Below are 20,792 nucleotides of genomic sequence, written 5' to 3' on the forward strand. Positions count from 1 at the left end.
GGCGCGCCGGGTCGTACCGGCCCTGGGCCTGGTTGCCCTGGCCGTGTCGCTGTCGGCGTGCGAGACGGTCACCGATTCCGCCTGTCCCAGTGTCGCCCGCCTGAAGGATACGGAACGCGTGACCGTGTTCCGTCCCGGCAGCGGGCGCGACATCACCGACATCCTCTACGAGGGCGAGGTGACGCAGGTGGCGCTGACCTGCCGTGCGCGCGACGAATCGATCAGCGTCGACGTGAAGCTGGCCGTGGTGGCCCGGCGCGGCCCGGTGTCGGACATCGGCGATGCGGAGCAGCCGATCTTCGCCGTCGCGGCGCGGGGCGAGGCGGTGGCGCTGCGTACGGGCGAGATGCTGGACCTCTCATTCAACCGCGACGGTGTCGCGATCGAGGAGACCACCGTCTCGTTCGAAATCCCGCGGGAGGGCCAGGAGAGCCCGCGTGCCCTGGATGTGCTCGTGGGCTTTGTCCTGACGCGCGAGCAGCTGGCCTTCAACCGCTTCCGCGCGGGGGCGTTTCCGGTGCCGCAGGCGGCCCCCGACACGGTCCCGCTGGAAGCGCCCGAGGCCGTCCTGCCGCCCGAGTAGCGCGCCCTGCGCCGCCACGGCCCCTTGCCTTTCGCGGCGGGCCGTGGTGTAGCTGTCGGCAGGTCAGTACGACCCCTGTGGGAGAGCCCGGCGAGGAGCCGGCGCCGAAGGAGCAACCGCCCCGGAAACTCTCAGGCACCCAGGACCGCAGGGGGTAGACCGCTCTGGAAAGCGGACCGGGCCATCAGGGCCGCGGTCCCACCGACGGAGTAAGCCGTCCGTCCTGGCGCTGCCTGGGCGGGCTGGTCAATCTCTCAGGTCACCGGACAGAGGGGGCATGGTGTGCGCAAGCAATTGCGCCCGCGATGCGCATTCTGTTGGGGGCCTGGCCGGTGACCGATCTACTCCGCACTCCGCTTTACGACCTGCACCGCAGCCTGGGCGCGCGCATCGTGCCCTTTGCCGGCTACGAGATGCCGGTCCAGTACCCCGCCGGAATCCTGGCCGAGCACCGCCACACCCGCGCCGCCGCGTCGCTGTTCGACGTCAGTCACATGGGTCAGGTGCGGATCTCCGGCCCTGACGCGATCGCCGCCATCGAGCGCCTGGTGCCCGGCGACATCGCCGCCCTGGCGACCGGGCAGGTCCGCTACACGATGTTCACCAACGAGCGCGGCGGCATCCTGGACGACCTGATGGTGCAGCGTCGCGCCGCCGACCTGATCCTGGTGGTCAACGCGGCCAACAAGCATGCCGACATCGCCCACATGGACGAGCATCTGGTCGGCCACCGGGTCGAGTATCTGCGCCATCGCGCGCTTCTGGCGCTGCAGGGGCCGAAGGCGGCTGCGGTGCTGGCCCGTCACGCCCCGGGGGTCGAGTCGATGCCCTTCATGAGCGCGCTCGCCGTCGACATCGACCGCTTCCTGGCCTGCATCATCACCCGCTCCGGCTACACGGGCGAGGACGGGTTCGAGATCAGCTGCGAGGACAAGGACGCCGCCGCCCTGGCCACGCGCCTCCTGGACGAGCCGGAGGTCGAGGCAGCGGGCCTGGGCGCCCGCGATTCGCTCCGGCTGGAGGCCGGCCTGTGCCTGCACGGGCACGACATCACGGCCCAGACGACGCCGATCGAGGCGGGCCTTGCCTGGACGATCAGCAAGCGGCGCCGGGCGGAAGGTGGCTTTCCCGGCGCCGATGTCATCCTGGGCCAGCTCCGCGACGGCCCGCCGCGTCGTCGTGTCGGCCTGCGCCTGGACGGACGCCAGCCCGCGCGCGAGGGGGCGGAAGTTGTTGGCCCGGACGGCGCCGTGGTCGGCGTCCTTACTTCCGGGGGCGTCGGTCCCAGCCTGGATGTGCCCATCGCCATGGCCTATGTCCCGCCCGCGCTCGGCAAGGCCGGGCAGGCACTGGCCGTCCGCGTGCGCGGCAAGGACTTGCCCGCCCAGGTCGTGGCCATGCCCTTTGCCCCGCATCGCTATTTCCGCGGCTGAGGCCGCTCCTTCGAACCCGTCATCGCAATTCCGAGCCTGGAGAACTCCCCTTGCTGCGCTTCACACAGGATCATGAGTGGATCCGGGTCGAGGGCGACCTCGGCACCGTCGGCATCACGCCCTATGCCCAGGAGCAGTTGGGCGATGTGGTCTTCGTCGACCTGCCCGAGCCTGGGCGCGAGGTCGCCAAGGGGGGCGAGGCCGCGGTCGTGGAGTCGGTCAAGGCCGCGTCCGAGATCTATGCCCCGGCCGGCGGCACGGTCGAGGCGGTGAATCCCCGACTGGCCGACGAGCCGGCGCTGGTCAACACGGACCCGCTGGGCGACGGCTGGTTCTTCTCCCTGCGCCTGGCCGATGCGGCCGAGTTGGACGGGCTCATGGATCAGGCGGCCTATGACGCCTTTGTCGCGGGGCTCTGACACGTGCGCTACCTGCCTTTGACCGAGGCCGATCGCGGCGCGATGCTGGCCCGCGTCGGCGTCGGCGCGATCGACGACCTGTTCACGGATGTCCCCGCAGGCGCGCTGCTCGCGGCTCCGGTCGACCTGCCCCGCGCGGCCGGCGAACTGGCCGTGGAGCGGACGCTGACGGCGCTGGCCCGGCGCAACCTGTCCGCGGGCGAGGTGCCGAGCTTCCTGGGCTGCGGCGCCTACCGCCATCATGTCCCGGCCGCCGTCGATCACCTGATCCAGCGTGGCGAGTTCCTGACCAGCTACACGCCCTATCAGCCGGAAATCGCGCAAGGGACGTTGCAGTACCTGTTCGAGTTCCAGACCCAGGTGGCCCTGCTGACCGGCATGGATGTGGCCAATGCCTCCATGTACGACGGGGCCACGGCGGCGGCGGAGGCCGTGCTGATGGCGCGGCGCGTCACGCGCCGTACTGACGTCGTGCTGGCCGGAAACCTGCACCCGCATTACGCCGCGACCATCCGCACGCATGCGGAACTGGGCGCCGGCGGGCAGGTGGTGCAGGCGTCCGCCGATCCCGCGGGAGGCAATGACGGCGCGGCCGACGTGGGCAAGGCGACTGCCTGCCTGGTCGTGCAGACCCCCGACGTGTTCGGCCGACCCGTCGACCTGGTGCCGCTGGCAGAGGCGGCGCACGCCGTGGGCGCGCTGCTGGTCGTCGTGGTCACCGAGGTGGTCGCACTGGGCCTGCTGGAGCCGCCGGGCGCCCAGGGCGCCGATATCGTCGTGGGCGAGGGGCAGGGCCTGGGCGTCGGCCTGAACTTCGGCGGCCCGCACCTGGGCCTGTTCGCGACACGCGACAAGTACGTGCGGCAGATGCCGGGCCGCCTGGCCGGCGCCACGGTCGATGCGGCGGGCCGGCCCGGCTTCGTGCTGACCCTGTCGGCGCGCGAGCAGCACATCCGGCGCGAGAAGGCGACGTCCAACATCTGCACCAATTCGGGCCTGTGTGCGCTGGCCTTCACCATTCATCTCAGCCTGCTGGGGGAGGCGGGGCTGACCCGCCTGGCGCGCCTGAACCACGAGGCCGCCTGCCGCCTGGCCGACCGGCTGGAGGCCGTGAAGGGGGTGCGCCTTGCCACGCCTGCCTTCTTCAACGAACTGACCGTGCGCCTGGGACAGCCCGCCGGCCCGGTGGTCGATGCCCTGGCGCAACGCGGCGTCCTGGCCGGCGTGCCCGGAGCGCGGTTGTGGCCAGGTGCGGCGGATCTTGATGACGTCCTGATCCTGGCGGCCACCGAGTTGACGACGGACGAGGACATGGACGCCCTGGTGGCGTCGCTTTCCGAGGTGCTGGCATGAACGAGCAGGGACGGCCCAGCCGGCCGGCGGCCAACGACGCGGGCACCCCGATCGGGGCCACGATATCCGGCAATCGCGGCCTGGATATCGAGGAGCCCTTGATCTTCACCCTGGGGGAGGAGGGGCGCACCGGCGTCGACCTGCCCGTGCCCGACGGGACCGCGCTGCGCCTGGGTCCCGCGCGGGCCCGGCGTGGCATCGGCCTGCCTGGCCTGGCCGAGCCCCAGGTGGTGCGCCACTACACCCGGCTGTCGCGCCGCAACTATGCGATCGACCTGGGCATCTTCCCGCTCGGCTCGTGCACGATGAAGCACAATCCGCGCCTGAACGAGCGGATGGCGCGGCTGCCCGGCTTTGCCGACCTGCATCCGATGCAGCCGATCTCCACCATCCAGGGTGCGCTGGCCGTGATGGACCGGCTCAGCCATTGGCTGTGTGTCCTGACCGGCATGCCGGGCGTCGCCCTGGTGCCCAAGGCAGGGGCCCAGGGCGAGTTGTGCGGGCTGATGGCGATCCGCGCCGCGCTGGCCGCGCGGGGCGAGACGCGCACCCGTGTCCTGGTGCCCGAGTCGGCGCACGGCACGAACCCGGCGACGGCGGCAGCCTGCGGCTATGTCGTCGATCCGGTTCCGGCGACTGCGGACGGCCGCGTCGACCTCGCCGCGTTCAAGGCCAAGCTGGGTCCGGACGTGGCGGCGGTCATGCTGACCAACCCCAATACCTGTGGCCTGTTCGAGCGTGACGTGAAGGCGGTTGCCGACGCGATCCACGAGGCCGGCGGCTTCTTCTACTGCGATGGGGCCAACTTCAACGCGGTGGTGGGCAAGGTGCGGCCCGGCGACCTGGGCATCGACGCGATGCACATCAACCTGCACAAGACCTTCTCCACCCCCCATGGCGGGGGCGGGCCGGGCAGCGGCCCGGTCGTGCTGTCCGCGGCCCTGGTGCCGTTCGCGCCGCGGCCGCGCGTGGTGCGCGACGGCGACGGCTTCACCCTGGACGAGGGCGACGGCGGCGAGGACGGCGTGGTGGGCCGCCTCTCGGCCTTTCACGGGCAGATGGGCATGTTCGTGCGGGCCCTGGCCTACATGATGAGCCATGGCAGCGACGGCCTGGCCCAGGCGGCCGGCGACGCCGTGCTTTCCGCCAACTATATCCTGGCCTCGCTCAAGGACGTCATGAGCGCGCCGTTCGGCGATGGCCCCTGCATGCACGAGGCGCTGTTCGACGACACGTTCCTGGAGGGGACCGGCGTCACCATGCTGGACTTCGCCAAGGCGATGATCGACGAGGGTTTCCACCCGCCCACCATGTATTTCCCCCTGGTGGTTCATGGCGCGCTTCTGGTCGAACCGACCGAGAGCGAATCGCGGGAGAGCCTGGACCAGTTCATCGCCGTCCTGCGCGGCCTGGCGGAACAGGCCAAGTCGGGGCAGGCGGAGCGCTTCACCCAGGCGCCGACCCTGACCCCCCGCCGCCGCCTGGACGAGACCCAGGCCGCGCGGCAGCCCGTCCTGCGCTGGCGCCCGCCCGCGCTGCCCAAGGCGGCCGAGTAGAGGCGCGCACTGCCCTTCCCCTTCTCCGTCGCACAGTGATGGGGAAGGGGGCGTGGTCACGGCTCAGCATCCCGTTGATCCCCGCGAAAGCGGGGATCCGGGAGTCGCAGGAACCTGCGCTTGGGGCCCTGGATCCCCGGCGTGGCGGGGATGAGCGGGGATGGGGGCGTGACAGTAGCCCCGTTCAATTGAGGTGACGGAGGCATTCAACGGGCGCGAGCACGAGGTTCAAGGTGCCGCGCGCAAGCCCACGACAACGCACACTCCACAAACAGAAACGGCGCCCAGTGGGCGCCGTTTCCGTCTTGGCTTGGGTGCCAGTCCTCAGTGCAGGCGACGGCCGGTGTCAGCGATCGCCTTGTCGATCAGGGCCGCCTGTTCGGCGGGGCCCAGCGACTTCGCGATCACGTCGCGCGCGGCGGCGATGGCCGCGTCGACAGCTGCTGCACGGACCTCTGCCGCGGCCTTCTGCTCGGCCTGGGCGATGCGGTCGAGCGCCTGCTGCGTCCGCCGGGCGACGGCCGCGTCAAGATCGATCGCGGCCTGTGCCGCCAGCGCCTGGGCTTCCGCCTTGGCGTCGGCCAGGACCTGGTCGGCGCGGGAGGCGGCCTCGGCCTGCCGGGTCTTCCAGGTGGACAGGGCGGCAAATGCCTCCTCCCGCAGGGCGCGGGCCTGGTCCAGTTCGGCCTTGATCGTGGCGCTGCGCTTGTCGAGCAGCGCCGTGACCGTGGCCGGAACCTTGACGTAGATCAGGATGCCGACGAACACGAAGAACGCGGCGGCGACCCAGAAGGTCGTATCGCTGAACAATTCCATCAGGACTGCCCCTTCGCGATCGCTGCGTCGACCGCAGCGCTCAGCACCTGCGGCTCGGCCGACCGGCCCAGCAGCTTCTCGACCACCGCTCCGGCGACATCCGCAGCGACGCCCCGCACTTCGGCCAAGCCTGCGGCGCGGGCCGCCTGGATGCGCTGCTCCGCCTCGCGTGCCTCGGCCCCCAGACGGGCTTCAAGCTCGGCCTTGCGCTTGTCCGCCTGCGCCGTCAGCGCGGCGCGGGCCTCGTTGACGATGGCAAGCGCTGCGGCATGGGCCTCGGCCAGGTTCTTCTCATAGGCGGCCTGCGCTGCCTGGGCCTGGGCCCGCAGGGCCTCCGCCTCGGCCAGGTCGCCCTGGATACGGCGAGCCCGATCCTCCAGCACCCGCCCGACCGGGGGCAGGGCGACGCGCGACATCGCGATGTAGAGCACGATGAACGCGACGATCAGCCAGAAGATCTGAGGCGCGAAGTCCTCGAACCGAAGCTGGGGCAGGCCGCTCTTCTGGGTATGCGGCTCGGCATGGATCTCGCCGACCTCGCCCACGGAGGCGGGGGGCACCACGTCGATGACGGTGGCGCCTGGCGCTCCGGGCTGGCCTGCCGGCGGCTGGGTCGTCTGCGCGACCGCAGCAGGCCCCGCCAGAACCAGCGCGAGCGCCGCCGTGGCAAGCAGACGGGTTGCCATGATCCGGCTCAGAACACGAAGAGGATGAGCATCGCCACGACGAGGGCGAACAGCGCCACCGACTCGATCAGCGCGAAGAACAGCATCGCGTTGGCGAACAGGCGGGGAGCCGCCCCCGGATTGCGCAGCGCGCCCTGGAGGAAGTTGCCGAACAGCAGGCCGAGGCCGATGCCGACGCCGAACAGCGGGATGGTCGCCAGGCCGGCGCCGATCAGCTTTGCAGCTTGCGGGTCCATGAATGCAGTCCTTTCGATGGGATCCGTAAGAAGACTTGGATCAGTGATGCAGATGGATGGCGTCGTTCAGGTAGATGCAGGTCAGGATCGTGAAGACATAGGCCTGCAGAACGGCGACCAGGAGTTCGAGCCCGGTCAGTGCCACGATGAACGCGAAGGGCAGCCAGCCACCCGCGATGCCAAGCGCCACAACGAAGCCGGCGAACACCTTGAGCATGGTGTGGCCCGCCAGCATGTTGGCGAACAGTCGGACCGAAAGGCTGATCGGCCGCATCATGTACGAGATCACCTCGATCACGATGATGAGCGGCGCCAAGACCAGGGGCAGGCCCTTCGGCAGGAAGTACGAGAAGAAGTGCAGGCCGTGCTTGGCGATGGCCAGCAGCGTCACGCCCAGGAACACGCCGAAGGCCAGCGTGAACGTGACCGCGATGTGGCTGGTCACCGTGAAGCTGTACGGCAACAGGCCCAGCAGGTTCAGGAACAGGATGAACATGAAGAGCGTGAAGATCAGGGGGAAGTACTTCATCCCCGCCGTGCCCACGTTCTCCTTGATCATGTTGGCGATGAACTCGTAGCTGAGTTCGGCCATGGACTGCATCCGGCCGGGCACAAGTGCCTTGGGCCGCATCGCCATGACCATGAACAGGGTCACCAGGATGACCGCCGCCGCCATGAACAGCGCCGAGTTCGTGATCGCGGCATCGATCGGCCCCAGTTCCAGGGGCACGATCCGCCTGATCTCGAACTGCTCCATCGGGCTATGCCCAGCAGCCATGTTCCCGCCTTATCCCTGCTTGCGGTCGTTGCGGTCCTGCTCGGCCATCGACCGCATCGCGGAGCGGACGACCGTCAGGATCCCGGCAACGCCGCCGAGAATGAAAAACACCACCAGTCCCCAGGGACTGGACCCCAGCAGCAGGTCGAAGCCGTAGCCGATCGCCCCGCCGACAAAGAAACCCGCGACCAGCTCAACGCCGGCACGCATGGCCAAGCCCATCGCCGTTTCCGGCGGCCGCTCCGAAGCCGGAGGCTCGTAGCGCTGCTGCATCTCGCGCAGCCTGCGGTCGAGGTCACGAAGGTCGGGTGGCGGCTTCTGATCGGACATCACAAGCTCCCGCGGATGCAGGCCAACAGGCCAGCAGTCCGGGCCCCGCCCCAACGGCACCCCAGCCCGTCGCGGCGGGCGCAACCTATGAGGCGGGCGAACGCGCTGTCAAGGCGGCTTGGGGCCTTGGTCCCGCCCGTTTTGCCGCAGGGCAGCATGAACCCGTTCGCACCGGCCGCACGCGCACCGTCCGCGGTTGCGCAAACGCGGACGGGCTGGATGCGCAAAGCTCCAGGCTGGCCGTCATCCGCGCTGCGCAAGGCGCGCAAGACAAGGGCGCTCGGCCGTCCGCGCGGCACCGGCGCGGTGCGCCGCCCCGGCCCTGGCTGAGGCATGAGACGTCTCCTTTGACGGGCGCCGCCGCGGCCTCCCACGGCCCCAGGCGATGGGGTCTGGCGATCGGCGCGAACGGGCGAATCGTTGGTGATGCCGTGCCGATTCGCCGGCTATTCCGCGGCGCGCAGGACAGGCGCACGGGCCAACTCGACCGAAACCAGGCGCGAGACGCCGCGCTCGGCCATGGTGACGCCATAGAGGCGGTCCATGCGCGACATGGTCAGGGAATGGTGGGTGACGACCAGGAAGCGCGTCTGTGTCCGCCGCGCGACATCTTCGAGAAGGTCGCAGAAGCGCTGCACGTTGGCATCGTCCAGCGGCGCGTCGACCTCGTCCAGCACGCAGATCGGTGCCGGGTTGGTCAGGAAAACGGCAACGATCAGCGACAGCGCCGTCAGCGCCTGTTCGCCGCCCGACAACAGGCCCAGCGACTGGAGCTTCTTGCCCGGTGGGCTCGCCATGATCTCCAGGCCTGCTTCCAGCGGATCGTCCGACTCGCTCAGCACCAGGTGAGCGCGGCCGCCGCCGAACAGTTTCTGGAAGACCTCGCCGAAATGCTGGTTCACCGCGTCGAAGGCAGCGGCGAGCTTCTCCCGCCCCTCGCGGTTCAGGGCGCCGATCGCCTGGCGCAGGCGGGCGATGGCCGCGGTCAGATCGGCCCGTTCGGTCTGCAGGGTGACGATCTCGCGCCCGATCTCCTCGGCCTCGACATCGGCGCGGAGATTGACGGGACCCATGGCGTCGCGGTCGCGCTTGAGCTTGTCCAGCCGCTGCTCCACACCGTCGGCGGGCGGCAGGTCGTCGGCGGCGTCCAGGCCGGCCGCGTCGGCAAGGTCGCGGGGCGACAGACCAAGGCGCTCGGTGATGGCCGCTTCCAGGTCGGCCAGGCGGCCCGCGGCCTGCTCGGCCGCACCCTCGGCCCGGATGCGCCGCTCCCGCGCGTCGGCCAGCGCTGCCTCGACCGCACGCACGGCGGCGTGGGCGCGCGTCCCGTCGGCTTCTGCCTCGCCCAGCGCCTGGGCGGCCGCATTGCGCGCATTCTCACCCGCGGCGATCCGCGTCTCCGCCGCCATGCGCGCTTCGGCCAGTTGGGCAGGCCTGTCCTCCAGCTCGGCCGCCTCGGCCCGCAGGGCCAGGACCCGGGCATCGAAGGTGGCGATCTGGCCCTCCGCTGCTGTCCGCCGCCTGGTCCAGGCCAGATCCTCGGCCGTGACCGCCTCGATCCGTTTGGCGCGGGCCAGCGCCTCTCGCCGCAGGCTCTCAAGCTGGCCGCGCTTCTCGGCCAGGGCTGAACGCAGCAGTCCCACCTCGCGGGCGAGTGCAGTGCGCGCCTGTTCCAGCGCGTCGCGCGGGGGCAGGGCGGCAGCTCGCGACTCCGCCGCGGCCAGGGCGGCAGCCACGTCTGCCGCGTCGCGCTCGACCCGGGCCATGCTCTCAGCCAGTGCCGCCAGCTTGGCCTCCCGCTCGGCCCGGACGCGGGCAGCCCGGGCCGCTGCCTCGCGCAGACGGGCCAGCGTGTCCTCCAGGCCACGCAGGGCCTGGCGACGGTCCAGCACCTGGGCGTTGGCGGTCGCCCGTGCGGCCCGCGCCGCCTCGTGCGCCGTACGGGCGTTGGCCAGGACTGCCTCTGCCTGGGCCTGCTCTGCCTCCAGTTCGCCCAGGCGGTTGCGCTGGGCCAGGCGGATTGCCGCGGCACTGGGCGCCTCGGCCGCAGCCTGGAAACCATCCCAGCGCCACAGCGCGCCCTTGCGCGTCACCAGGCACTGGCCGGGCTGAAGCTGTGCGGCCAGGGCCGGCCCCTGTTCGGGCAGGACAATTCCGACCTGCGACAGGCGGCGGGCGAGGGCGGGCGGCGCCTGGACCTTGTCGGCCAGCGCTTCGACGCTTGGCGGCAGGGACGGCGCCGCGTCATAGGGCGGCAGGGTCGTCCAGCGCACCGGGGCCGGCTGGTCCAGCGGTGCCTCGACATCCTCGCCCAGCGCGGCCCCGAAGGCGGCCTCATAGCCCGGCGCCACACTCACCTGGTCGAGGATCGGGGCATGGCGCCCGCTACGGCCACTGCTCAGCACCTGACGCAGGCCCTTGGCCTCGCTGGCGCAGCGTTGGACGTCCGCCTCGGCCTTGCGCGCCTGGGCCTGGGCCTGGGCTTCCGCCGGTTCGCTGTCGCGCGCCGCCGCCTCCGCCGCGTCCAGCGCGGCCCGGCCGTCGGCCAGCTGCGCCTCCAGCGTGGCGATGCGGCCGGTGGCGTCATCCATCGCCGGGTCGGCCGCCTGCTCGGCGCCAAGCCGGTCACGCTCGCCGGCCAGCCTGCGCTGGTCGTCGAGGCTGCGCTGGCGCTTGCGCTTCAAGTCGTCCAGCTCGCGTTGCAGGGCGGCCGCGGCGGCGTCGCGCTCGGCCAGCCGGCGGGCGGCCTGGTCGGCCTGGGCTTCAGCGGCGGACAGGCGGCCGCCAGCCGCTTCCAGCTCTGTCTGGGCCGCAGCCTCCAGCGCGGGCTGGGCGCCGCGCTGCGCCTCCAGTTCGGCCCGTTCCTGGCCCAGGCGGGATTGCGCCTGGGCCGCGTCCTCGACCAGCGCCTGCTCGCGGGCGCGGTCGCGCTCGGCCTGCACCACCTGGTTCGCCAGGCGCTGGCGTGCCTCGCCGACGCGCCGTTCCTCGAGCGCCAGCCCGTCACGCTCCACCCGCGCGGCGTGCAGCGACTGGGCGAGCTCGGCCTCGCGGCTGCGCAGTGCGGGCAGGCCCGCTGCGATCCCCGCCTCGACCGTCGCGGCGGCGGCGGCTTCCGCCGTCAGGCGCACGACCAGCGCCTCCGCCTCGCGCAGGGTGGCGGCGGTGGCGGCGATGGCGCCGGCCGCTTCGCGATGGCGCATGTGCAGCAGCAACGCCTCCGCCTTCCGGATGTCGGCGGCCAGGTTGCGATAGCGCGTCGCCTGCCTTCCCTGACGCTTCAGGGCGGCCACCTGCGTCTCCAGCCCGCCGATCAGGTCATCGACCCGCTCCAGGTTAGCTTCCGCACCCTTCAGCTTCAGCTCGGCCTCGTGCCGGCGGGCGTGCAGGCCGCCAATGCCGGCCGCCTCCTCCAGGACGGCGCGGCGTTCGGCGGGCTTGGCCGCGATGATGGCCGCGATGCGTCCCTGGCCCACCAGGGCGGGGGAGCGCGCGCCGGTCGCCGCATCGGCGAAGAGCAGCTGCACGTCGCGGGCGCGGACTTCCTTGCCGTTCACGCGATAGGTGGAGCCGACGTCGCGCGTGATCTTGCGACTGACCTCAAGCTCGTCGAGTTCGTTGAAGGCAGCCGGCGCATCGTGGCCGTCATTGTCGAGGGCCAGGGCCACCTCGGCGAACGGCTTGGCCTGCCGGCTGGTCGTGCCGGCGAAGATCACGTCGTTCATCTCGGTCCCGCGCACCAGACGCGCCGAGCTTTCTCCCATGACCCAGCGCAGGGCTTCGAGCAGGTTCGACTTGCCGCAGCCATTGGGTCCGACAATGCCGGTCAGGCCGGGCGCTATGACCAGCTCCGACGGCTCGACGAACGACTTGAAGCCGGACAGACGCAACCGGGTGAAGCGCAAGCAGGTTCCCCTTGAACGGGACCCCGCCCAACCCCCACCCGTCGCCTTGGCGCGCCCGAACGGGGACGCGCGCCAGTCCGGGTCAGAGGTTGGGTCGGGCGTCCTTGATGATCTTTTCCAGTTCCTCGAACGACAGCGCGCCGGAATAGACCTCGTTGTCGATCACGAAGCTGGGGGTCGAGGTGATCTTGAAGATGTTCTGTGCGTCCAGGCGGTACTGGACGATGCGATTCTTCAGCGCCTCGTCGACCTTGCAGGCATCGTACTGGGCCTTTGGCAGGCCGCCCATCTTGGCGATGTCGTCCAGTGCCGCCTGCGGATCGGCCGAGGTCGCCCAGTTCTGCTGCGTCGCGTAGAGCACCTGGAGGAAAGCACCGGCCCGTTGCGGCCCGGCGCAGCGCACCAGGACCGAACCGGCAAGCCCCGCGCGATCGAACGGGAAGTCGCGGAACACCAGCCGCACCTTGCCTGTGTCGATGTACTTGGTCTTCAGCTCCGGAAACGTCGTGATATGGAAATGCGCGCAATGCGGGCAGGTCAGCGACGCATATTCCAGGATCGTCAGCGGTGCATCGGCGTTGCCGAAGACGATTTCGTCCGCGGCGATCTCCTGCGGCGTGGCGCTGGCCTGGCGCACGCCCAGGCCGCCCACCAGAGCGGTGGTGCCCACAAGACCTAGTAGGGTGCGGCGCGAGAACGGCATGGTCATGATGGCATCACAAGATGTTGTGGATGTAAAGGCTTGCATGTCATCTCCTGGTATGGAGGGATTCGGTCTGGAGCACCTCTGCCCCCAGGCGCGCCAGGGCGTCGCGCAAGGGGCCGGGTTGGACCTTGGCGGCAAGGTCGGCCGCCTGGGCCGTGCTGGCGGGGGACGGGGCGGCCCGGGGCGGCCGGGCGGGCGCCCGCCCGGCATAGCCCTGGGCCATGGCGAGGCGCTCGACCGCGCGAAACCCCAGATAGGCGTTGATTCGTTCCAGCAGCACGCCGGCACTGTGCTGCAGTTCCAGTGCCGCCGTGCCTGTCGCCACGATGTGCAGCGTGGCGCCCTCCTCGCGGCCCCGGGGCCAGGCCAGCTTGACCGGCGCGGTGCTGCGGCCCATCCGCTCGCCCACGATCGCGGGCCAGCGACTGAGCAGCTCGACCTGGGCAAAGCCCTGGCGCCGCGCCGCCGGTGCAATCACCGGGGCGACGCAGGCACCAAGGGGACGCGGGCCCTGGAAGCGGGTCGCGGGTGCTGCGGCGGCGCGTGCCTTGGGCGCCTTGGTGCGGGGGGAGCGGGGCGCGGTGGGGGGCACGGGGGACATCGGGGCGGACCTTAGCGTGGCCGAGGCTTGCCGACTATTGTGGCGCGATGATGGTGAAAGCCGCGGCACCCGGCGAAGCGGGGCCCCCCAGTGAATGCGACCCGGATCGCAGCCTGCCCGATGTGCGGGCCGACCTTCTGGCCTGGTACGACACGGCGCGCCGGCGCCTGCCCTGGCGCGCCGATCCCGGGGTCGCCGCCGATCCCTATCGGGTGTGGCTGTCCGAGATCATGCTGCAGCAGACGACGGTCGCGGCCGTGGCGCCCTATTTCGCGCGCTTCCTGGCGCGCTGGCCCGATGTCGGGGCGCTGGCCGCGGCACCGCAGGAGGAGGTCCTGCGCGAGTGGGCGGGACTTGGCTACTACGCCCGTGCCCGCAACCTGCATGCCTGTGCCCAGGCGGTGGCGGCGGGGGGCGGGCGCTTTCCCGCCGATGTCGCGGCGCTGCGCGCGTTGCCGGGCGTCGGCGCCTATACGGCGGGAGCGATTGCCGCGATCGCATTCGGCATCGAGGCGGGCGCGGTCGACGGCAATGTCGAGCGGGTGCTGGCCCGCGTTCTGGCCGTGGACCAGCCGCCGGCCGAGACCAGGCGCCGGGTGACGCAGGCGGCCGCAGCCCTGGCCCGTGGGCCACGGCCGGGCGACCTGCTGCAGGCGATGATGGACCTGGGCGCCACCCTTTGCACACCGCGCAGCCCCGCCTGTGCCCTGTGCCCGGTGCGGCCGCACTGCGCCGGCTTCCGCGCCGGCCTGGCGGCCGACCTGCCGCGCAAGGCGGCCCGCGCGCCAAAGCCGACGCGGCGCGGCATCGTCTACTGGCTGCGCGACGGGATGGACCGGGTGTTGCTGCGGCGGCGGCCGCCCAAGGGCCTGCTGGGCGGCATGCCCGAACTGCCAGGAGGGGAGTGGGTGGTGGGGGAGCCGGCCGAAATGCCGCCCCTGGCCGCCGACTGGCGTGCCGTTCCGGGTGCTGTGCGCCACGTCTTCACCCACTTCTCGCTGGAACTCGAAGTGCGCCGCGCCCGCCTGCGCTTCGCCCTGGCGCCGCGCGGGACCTATTGGGTGCCGATCGCCGAGATCGACCAGGCCGGCCTGCCCGCCCTGATGGCCAAGGCTGCCGCCCATGCCTTGCGCGCGGGCGGCTGAGCCTTCAATGGGCGATGGCGCCGCCGGGCAGGCCGCCCGCAGCCGGAAGCTCGGCGCGCACCTGGGCCCGCAGGGCGTCGAGGGGGACGGTCTTGCCCTTGTAGTCCAGGTGCCAGAAGGTCCAGCCGTTGCACGCCGGCGCACCCTGCACCTGGGCGCCGACATGATGGATCGAGCCGCTGGCCTGGGCGCTGACCAGCGTGCCGTCGGCGCGGACCTTGGCCGCCCAGGTGCGGCGCTGGTCGAAGACGACGGTGCCGGGCGGCACAAGGCCACGCTCGACGAGGACGCCAAAGGGAATGCGAACTGCCTCGCGCCGGCTGGGCGTCACGGCCAGGGCCTCCGCCTCGGCCGGGACGATGCCCGCCAAGCGCTCCCGCGCGACCTTCACATAGGCTTCCTCGCGCTCGATGCCGATGAAGCGGCGTCCCAGGCGCCGCGCCACTGCGCCGGTGGTGCCGGTGCCAAAGAAGGGGTCCAGGACCACGTCGCCCGGCCGGGTGGAGGCAAGCAGCACCCGGTGCAGCAGGGCCTCCGGCTTCTGCGTGGCATGTGCCTTTGCCCCGTCGGACTTCAGCCGTTCGGCCCCCGTGCACAGCGGGATGAGCCAGTCGGACCGCATCTGGAGGTCGTCGTTGAAGGCCTTCAGCGCATCGTAGTTGAACGTGTACTTGCGCTGGGCCTGGTGCTTGGCGCACCAGATCAACGTCTCGTGCGCGTTGGTGAAGCGCCGCCCGCGGAAGTTGGGCATGGGGTTCGACTTGCGCCAGATGACGTCGTTGAGCACCCAGAAGCCGAGGTCCTGGACCGCGACACCCACCCGGAAGATGTTGTGGTAGCTGCCGATGACCCAGAGGGCGCCCTCGTCCTTCAGGACCCGGCGCGCCTGCGCCAGCCAGGCCCGGGTGAAGGTGTCATAGGCGGCGAACCCCTCGAACCGGTCCCAGTCGTCGTCGACCGCGTCGACGACCGAATTGTCCGGCCGCACCAGGGTATTGGCCAACTGCAGATTGTAGGGCGGATCGGCAAAGATCAGGTCGACCGACCGGTCCGGCAGCGTAGCCATGGCGGCGATGCAGTCGCCCTGGATGATCTGGTCGAGCGGCAGGGCGCGGGTCCGGCCAGCACCTGTGGAAGGCCGGCTGGAAGTGCCCTCGGCAGCGGCGGAGGAATGTTGGTTCGATGGTTCAAGGCTCATGGCCAAGTCACTCTGATTCTTCGCGACTCGGCGGTCAATGGCGTGTCAACCGGAACCATCTGTGGTGAGTCCGGGAAGCATCACCTGCGCCAGGGCCAGCCGTGCCGTGCCAAAGCTGCGCCGGTGATGGACGCAGGGCCCCAGGCTCAGCAGCGCGGCCCGGTGTTCCGCCGTCGGATAGCCAGCGTTGCGGTCGAAGCCATAGGCGGGATGGCGCAACGCCAGCCGTTCCATAAGGCGGTCGCGCACGACCTTGGCCACCACCGATGCCGCAGCGATCGAGAGGGACAGGCTGTCCCCCGCGACCACGCAGGTGCTGCCGATCGGCAGCGGCGGGGCCCGGTTGCCGTCGACCAGGACATGGTCGGGCACCTGGGGCAGGCGGTGCAGGGCGCGTGCCATCGCGAGGAAGGTCGCCTGCAGGATGTTGACGCGATCGATCTCGCCGCTTGACGCCGCCGCCACGCCGATCACCGCCGAGCGGCGCAGGTCGGAGAACAGGCGCTCGCGCGTCGCACGGTTCAGCTTCTTGGAATCGTCCAGCCCCTCGGGAACGGCGTCACGCCGCAGGATCACGGCCGCAGCGACCACGGGCCCCGCCAGGGGGCCACGCCCAACCTCGTCGATGCCGGCGACCAGGCCGCCAACCGCGTCCTCAAACCGAAAGTCGGGCATTGGTCAGCGCCCCGCCGCCACAGCCTGCGGGTTGGCCGCGGGGTTGGCGCTGTGTCCACAAATGCACTGTGTCATGGATGCATCAAGGGGCGGAAATACACCTTGACTTGCTTCAAAGCCACGGGCTGTCAGGCGATTAACACTTGGGAAAGGAAAATCCCAGTTAATCTGATTTCTCAGCGAATCGACGTTGGCAGCTTCCAGATCAAGGTCGGGGGCGCGATGGCAGGGGGTTTCGTGTGGCCGGGGGGCATCGTCAGGCAGGGCTGTGGACAGGTCGAGCATGATCGCGTCCGGCATCCTCGTCTTCGTCATACTGGTCCTGCTCGTCGCGGCGCTGCACGACGTGGCCTATGCCACCATTCCAAACGCCCTGGTCCTGGTCCTGATCGCGACGTTTCCGGTGTACGCGCTGACGGCGACCGGTTTCAACTGGGTCAACGGGCTGACGTTCGGCGGCGGCACCCTGGTGGTGACCTTCATCCTGTTCGCGGTGCGGGCATTCGGCGGGGGCGATGCCAAGCTGCTTGCCGCATCGGTCCTCTATTGCAGCACCACGCAGGACTTCATTGCGGCGCTGCTCGTGATGGCACTCGCGGGGGGCGTCTTCGCGCTCTTCATCTGGATGGCGCGGCCCTGGTTCCTGGGTCTGCAGCTGGCGATGGGGGCGGGCTTCGACCGCGTTCGCAGCGCCATCGGCCTGGGTCCGGGCGCGCGCACGGCGTCTGCCCAGCGCCCCGTTTCCTATGCCGTGGCGATCGCCGCCGGCGTCATCCTGGTGCTGGGCCGACGCCTCGCGCTGGGGACTGCGGCGTGACCGGGCTGTGACATGAGTGTGACGCGTTTCCTGGAATGTCCACTGGTACCATGGTATATGCGGCGTCAGTCTCATATGCTGAATGAAGTAGAGCCGCGTTAAGGGCGGAGGGGGTCATGCGGGCGAGACAGATCCTGGTCATCGTGCTGGCATTCGTGGTTGCCGCAGGCGCCGCGTTGTTTGCACGCAACTATTTCCGCGCCCAGCCCCAGCCGGTCGTGCAGCAGACTGCCGCCCCGGCGCCGGTCCAGCAGCGTGAAGTCCTGGTGGCGGCAACGCCGATCCAGATCGGCGTCTTCCTCAAGGAGGACAGCCTCGTCTGGCAGCCCTGGCCGGGGGAGGAGCCGCCAGCCTTCTACTTCGTGCGCGGCGGCGACACCGACAAGCCCGCTTTGGTCGGTGGCATCGCGCGGCGCGCCTTCAATGCGGGCGAGCCGATCACCCGCGGCGACATCATCCGCCCGACCGACAGCGGCTTCCTGGCCGCGGTGATGAAGCCGGGCCAGCGCGCGGTCTCGATCGACGTCAGCGCGTCGTCCATCGTCGCGGGCCTGGTGGCACCCGGCGACCTGGTCGACGTGATCCTGATCAACCGCATCCAGATCCAGAATGTCAGCGACGGCCAGCGCGGCGAGGTGACGGCCGGCGAGACGGTGCTGCGCGGCGTGCGCATCCTGGCCATGGACCAGCGCCTGTCCAGCCGCATGCCGGTCGCCGAGGACGGCGGCCAGCAGCAGGCGCAGGGCGGTGCCGGCGTGCCGCGCACGGTCACGCTCGAAGTCTCGCCCAAGGATGCCGAGCGCCTGTCGGTCGCGTCGCGCCTGGGCGAGCTGACGCTCAGCCTGCGCGCCTTCGCTCGCGATACCGGGATCGGCGATGCCGGTCCGGAGGAGGCGAACGCCACACCGTCGGGCGGCAACCTGGGCACCATGATGGACGCGGCCACGCCCCCGGGCACGGTGCCGGCATCGGCCTTGTCGGGTGGCACGGCGCCAAGCGGCGTGCCGGGCCTGCCTGCACCGGCGGGCGGCATCGGCACCGCGCCGCCAGCACCCTCGGCCGCGCCTGGGCAGCTGGCGATCGACCCGGCGACGGGGGCGCCGATCCTGCCCTTCACGCCTGACACCGACGTCTCCTCTGCCATCTCGTTCATTGCCGGGCCGTTCGGCACGCAGACGCAGCAGCAGCAGGAGCAGAAGGCCCGCGAGGAGAAGCCGACGATCGTCATCCTGCGGGGCGCCAGCCGGCAGGCGATCGCCGTGCAGGAGAACGAGGCCGAGATGAATCGCGCGGCAGCCGCGGCAGCAACCGCCGCGGTGGCGGCACAGCGCCAGTCTACAACAGGTGCAGCCCAAGGTGCGGCGGCCGCGGGTACGGCTGCGGCCGTGCCCACGCGCTGAGCCCAACAGGGAACGGGGGGCAGGGGATGTGGTCTCAGGCTGAAGGCGGCCGTGTCCGCGCGAAGCTGGGCGGCGTTGTCGCAAGCGCACTGGCGGCACTCTGTGTCATCGGCGTCCTGGTCGCGACGGCGGGCGCGGCGCAAGCCGCATCGGGCCGGCAGGTGACGATGGAGGTCAACAGCGCCCAGGTGGTCCGGGTGCGCGAGCCGATCTCGGAAGTGTTCGTCAGCAATCCGGACATCGTCGATGTCCAGGCGAACAGCGCCAACGTGATCTATGTCTACGCCAAGGCGCCGGGCAAGGCGGTGATCTATGCCGCCACGGCCGAGAACAAGGTCCTGGTGAACCTTGACGTCACGGTAATCCACGACATCTCGACCCTGCGCGAGGTGATCTCCAGCCTTGATCCGGGCGGCAACGTCACCGTCACCTCCCTGCCGCAGGCGATCGTGCTGAGCGGCAGCGTGGCCAACGCGACCATCGCCGAGAATGTCCGCGCCGCGGCGCAGGGCTTCCTGGTCAACTCGACGCGCGAGCAGGTCATCAACCGCCTGACCGTCAGCAGCCCGACGCAGGTCAACATCCGCGTCAAGGTGGCGGAGGTCAGCCGCTCGGTGACTCGCAGCCTCGGCTTCAACTGGGAGTCGGTGTTCGCGATCGGCGGCGACAATGTGCTGGTCGGTTTCGCCAATGGCCGCGACTTCAACAACCTGGAGGGGCGCGTCGGCTTTGAACGGGGCGAAGGCGGCTTCTTCGGCAAGTGGGATGACGGCACCAACAGCGTCGACGGCTTCATTGACGCGCTGTCGCGCGAAGGCCTGGTCAGCGTCCTGGCGCAGCCGAACCTGACGGCACTTTCGGGCGAGACGGCCAGCTTCCTCTCAGGTGGCGAGTTCCCCATTGCCGCCTCGTCCAACGACGGCGACATCGAGATCGAGTTCAAGCAGTTCGGCGTCAGCCTGGCCTTCACGCCGACCGTGCTCGACAACCGCCGGATCAGCATGCGGATCCGGCCGGAAGTCAGCTCGGTCACCACCAACCCGGAAGCGGGTGCCGTGGTCCTCGACAACATCGTCCTGCCCGCCATCAGCACGCGTCGGGCGGAAACGACGGTGGAGCTGGGCAGCGGGCAGAGCATCGCGCTGGCCGGCCTGCTCCAGAACAACATCAATACCTCGATCCAGAAGCTGCCGGGCCTGGGCGACCTGCCGATCCTGGGGCCGCTCTTCCGCTCGCGCGAGTTCCAGCGCAACGAATCCGAACTGGTGATCCTGGCCACGCCCTATCTGGTCAATCCGGTGTCCGGCACAATGCAGACCCCGACCGATGGCCTGCAGGCGTCCAGCGAGCTTGATGGCATCATCGCCGAGCGGCTCAATCGCGTGACGCCGCAGCCCGGGCCGCAGCCGGCGATCGGGACGGGGGGCACAACCCTGGTCGGCCCGTCCGGCTTTATCGTGGAGTGACGACGGTGCGCATCTCCCTTCGCTCCCGGGCGGTGACCGGAACCCTGGCCGCCCTTATCGCCGCCGTCGGCTTGGCCGGGTGCAGCGCGATCCAGCCCAACGATGCAACCCCATCGCTGGCGCAGTATCCGAAGACCAACAAGGTCGAGCGGGTGTCGGTGCCCTATACGGTGGGCTTCGTCGCGCAGCAGACGACCCTGGGCGAGGGGGCCCGGGCGGGCCTGGCCGACGCGGTTGGCACCGTCGGCTCGCCCGAGGCGCTCTACGTCACCGTCGCCGGACCCAACGACCCCGCAGGCGCCGCGCGCGCGGAGGCAATCCGGCAGGAACTGGTTCGCCTCGGCGTGCCCGCCGACCGGATCGGCGTCGCCTCGGGCGGAGCCCCCGCGGCCGGTGGGCGGCCTGCGCAGTACCGCGTGGAGTTCGCCCGCTACGTCGTCGTGCCACCCGCCTGCCCTGACTGGTCTGTGCCGCTGGGCGCGGGCGATCCGCAACTGGTGGCAAGCAACTGGGGCTGCGCCACGACCACCAATCTGGGTCTGATGGTCGCTGATCCGCGCGATCTCCTGATCGGCCAGCCGATCGGGCCCGCGGATGCAACGCGTGAGGCTGCAGCCATCGATCGCTACAGGAGGGATCAGGTGAAGGAGATCGACCGCAACCTGAGCACCTCAGAGTAAGGAGCCGCC

General features: G+C 70.6%; 21 protein-coding genes and 2 riboswitches. Of the genes, 10 read left to right on the forward strand and 11 right to left on the reverse strand.

The window, feature by feature from the left end; genetic code table 11:
- The first annotated feature begins 43 nt into the window (after nt 1-43).
- The 5 genes from ACI6GS_RS13945 to gcvPB all read left to right on the forward strand — a co-directional run bounded on the left by ACI6GS_RS13945 (nt 44) and on the right by gcvPB (nt 5,344).
- Nucleotides 44-583: a hypothetical protein gene (locus tag ACI6GS_RS13945; RefSeq protein ID WP_439814056.1), complete on the forward strand. Its 540-nt coding sequence runs from the start codon at nt 44-46 to the stop codon at nt 581-583.
- A gap of 68 nt (nt 584-651) precedes the next feature.
- A riboswitch (glycine riboswitch) is annotated at nt 652-741 on the forward strand.
- A riboswitch (glycine riboswitch) is annotated at nt 742-863 on the forward strand.
- Nucleotides 864-888: 25 nt separating this feature from the next.
- Nucleotides 889-2,016, forward strand: a complete 1,128-nt coding sequence (gcvT, locus tag ACI6GS_RS13950; protein ID WP_439814057.1) for a glycine cleavage system aminomethyltransferase GcvT — start codon at nt 889-891, stop codon at nt 2,014-2,016.
- A 50-nt stretch (nt 2,017-2,066) separates the two neighbouring features.
- Nucleotides 2,067-2,435: a glycine cleavage system protein GcvH gene (gene gcvH, locus ACI6GS_RS13955; RefSeq protein WP_439814058.1), complete on the forward strand. Its 369-nt coding sequence runs from the start codon at nt 2,067-2,069 to the stop codon at nt 2,433-2,435.
- Nucleotides 2,436-2,438: 3 nt separating this feature from the next.
- A complete protein-coding gene (gene gcvPA, locus ACI6GS_RS13960) occupies nt 2,439-3,788 on the forward strand; it encodes an aminomethyl-transferring glycine dehydrogenase subunit GcvPA (RefSeq protein ID WP_439814059.1) in 1,350 nt (449 codons plus the stop codon).
- Nucleotides 3,785-5,344: an aminomethyl-transferring glycine dehydrogenase subunit GcvPB gene (gene gcvPB / locus ACI6GS_RS13965; RefSeq protein ID WP_439814060.1), complete on the forward strand. Its 1,560-nt coding sequence runs from the start codon at nt 3,785-3,787 to the stop codon at nt 5,342-5,344. Before gcvPA ends, gcvPB begins: the two co-directional genes overlap by 4 nt.
- 324 nt (nt 5,345-5,668) lie before the next feature.
- Here gcvPB and ACI6GS_RS13970 read toward each other — a convergent pair whose 3' ends face one another.
- From ACI6GS_RS13970 to ACI6GS_RS14005, 8 genes are all read right to left on the reverse strand, one after another.
- Entirely contained in the window at nt 5,669-6,160 is a 492-nt protein-coding gene (locus tag ACI6GS_RS13970) for a F0F1 ATP synthase subunit B family protein (protein ID WP_439814061.1), read from the reverse strand.
- Nucleotides 6,160-6,846: a F0F1 ATP synthase subunit B family protein gene (locus ACI6GS_RS13975; RefSeq protein WP_439814062.1), complete on the reverse strand. Its 687-nt coding sequence runs from the start codon at nt 6,844-6,846 to the stop codon at nt 6,160-6,162. The genes ACI6GS_RS13970 and ACI6GS_RS13975 overlap by 1 nt, the downstream gene beginning before the upstream one ends.
- An 8-nt stretch (nt 6,847-6,854) precedes the next feature.
- Nucleotides 6,855-7,082: an ATP synthase subunit C family protein gene (locus ACI6GS_RS13980; protein WP_439814063.1), complete on the reverse strand. Its 228-nt coding sequence runs from the start codon at nt 7,080-7,082 to the stop codon at nt 6,855-6,857.
- 40 nt (nt 7,083-7,122) lie between these two features.
- Complete coding sequence (locus ACI6GS_RS13985; RefSeq protein WP_439814064.1) at nt 7,123-7,860, reverse strand: F0F1 ATP synthase subunit A; 738 nt, start codon at nt 7,858-7,860, stop codon at nt 7,123-7,125.
- Between the two features lie 9 nt (nt 7,861-7,869).
- A complete protein-coding gene (locus tag ACI6GS_RS13990) occupies nt 7,870-8,190 on the reverse strand; it encodes an AtpZ/AtpI family protein (protein ID WP_439814065.1) in 321 nt (106 codons plus the stop codon).
- 446 nt (nt 8,191-8,636) lie between these two features.
- Nucleotides 8,637-12,095 (reverse strand): chromosome segregation protein SMC, encoded by a 3,459-nt coding sequence (gene smc / locus ACI6GS_RS13995; protein WP_439814066.1) that lies wholly within the window; start codon nt 12,093-12,095, stop codon nt 8,637-8,639.
- Between the two features lie 82 nt (nt 12,096-12,177).
- Nucleotides 12,178-12,804: a DsbA family protein gene (locus ACI6GS_RS14000; protein WP_439814067.1), complete on the reverse strand. Its 627-nt coding sequence runs from the start codon at nt 12,802-12,804 to the stop codon at nt 12,178-12,180.
- Between the two features lie 40 nt (nt 12,805-12,844).
- Nucleotides 12,845-13,402 (reverse strand): DUF721 domain-containing protein, encoded by a 558-nt coding sequence (locus ACI6GS_RS14005; RefSeq protein ID WP_439814068.1) that lies wholly within the window; start codon nt 13,400-13,402, stop codon nt 12,845-12,847.
- Nucleotides 13,403-13,449: 47 nt separating this feature from the next.
- Here ACI6GS_RS14005 and mutY point away from each other — a divergent pair, with 47 nt between their 5' ends.
- Nucleotides 13,450-14,547, forward strand: a complete 1,098-nt coding sequence (gene mutY / locus ACI6GS_RS14010) for an A/G-specific adenine glycosylase (RefSeq protein ID WP_439814069.1) — start codon at nt 13,450-13,452, stop codon at nt 14,545-14,547.
- A 4-nt stretch (nt 14,548-14,551) separates the two neighbouring features.
- Here mutY and ACI6GS_RS14015 read toward each other — a convergent pair whose 3' ends face one another.
- The 3 genes from ACI6GS_RS14015 to ACI6GS_RS14025 all read right to left on the reverse strand — a co-directional run bounded on the left by ACI6GS_RS14015 (nt 14,552) and on the right by ACI6GS_RS14025 (nt 16,705).
- Nucleotides 14,552-15,613: a site-specific DNA-methyltransferase gene (locus ACI6GS_RS14015; protein ID WP_439817971.1), complete on the reverse strand. Its 1,062-nt coding sequence runs from the start codon at nt 15,611-15,613 to the stop codon at nt 14,552-14,554.
- Between the two features lie 177 nt (nt 15,614-15,790).
- On the reverse strand, nt 15,791-16,420 hold the full coding sequence (locus tag ACI6GS_RS14020; protein WP_439814070.1) for a ribonuclease HII: 630 nt from the start codon (nt 16,418-16,420) through the stop codon (nt 15,791-15,793).
- A 3-nt stretch (nt 16,421-16,423) separates the two neighbouring features.
- Entirely contained in the window at nt 16,424-16,705 is a 282-nt protein-coding gene (locus ACI6GS_RS14025) for a hypothetical protein (RefSeq protein WP_439814071.1), read from the reverse strand.
- Between ACI6GS_RS14025 and ACI6GS_RS14030 the strand changes: the two genes are divergently transcribed.
- From ACI6GS_RS14030 to ACI6GS_RS14045, 4 genes are all read left to right on the forward strand, one after another.
- Nucleotides 16,704-17,237 carry a prepilin peptidase gene (locus ACI6GS_RS14030; protein WP_439814072.1) on the forward strand — a complete coding sequence of 178 codons (534 nt, stop codon included), beginning with the start codon at nt 16,704-16,706 and terminating at the stop codon, nt 17,235-17,237. The two genes, ACI6GS_RS14025 and ACI6GS_RS14030, sit on opposite strands and share 2 nt — an antisense overlap.
- A gap of 116 nt (nt 17,238-17,353) precedes the next feature.
- Nucleotides 17,354-18,637, forward strand: coding sequence for a Flp pilus assembly protein CpaB (gene cpaB / locus ACI6GS_RS14035; protein WP_439814073.1), 1,284 nt, complete (start codon nt 17,354-17,356; stop codon nt 18,635-18,637).
- Nucleotides 18,638-18,663: 26 nt separating this feature from the next.
- A complete protein-coding gene (locus ACI6GS_RS14040) occupies nt 18,664-20,103 on the forward strand; it encodes a type II and III secretion system protein family protein (protein WP_439814074.1) in 1,440 nt (479 codons plus the stop codon).
- 5 nt (nt 20,104-20,108) lie between these two features.
- Nucleotides 20,109-20,783: a CpaD family pilus assembly lipoprotein gene (locus ACI6GS_RS14045; RefSeq protein ID WP_439814075.1), complete on the forward strand. Its 675-nt coding sequence runs from the start codon at nt 20,109-20,111 to the stop codon at nt 20,781-20,783.
- Nucleotides 20,784-20,792: the final 9 nt, after the last annotated feature.

The sequence above is a fragment of the Zavarzinia sp. CC-PAN008 genome (genome assembly GCF_051903925.1).
Classification (GTDB): Bacteria; Pseudomonadota; Alphaproteobacteria; order Zavarziniales; family Zavarziniaceae.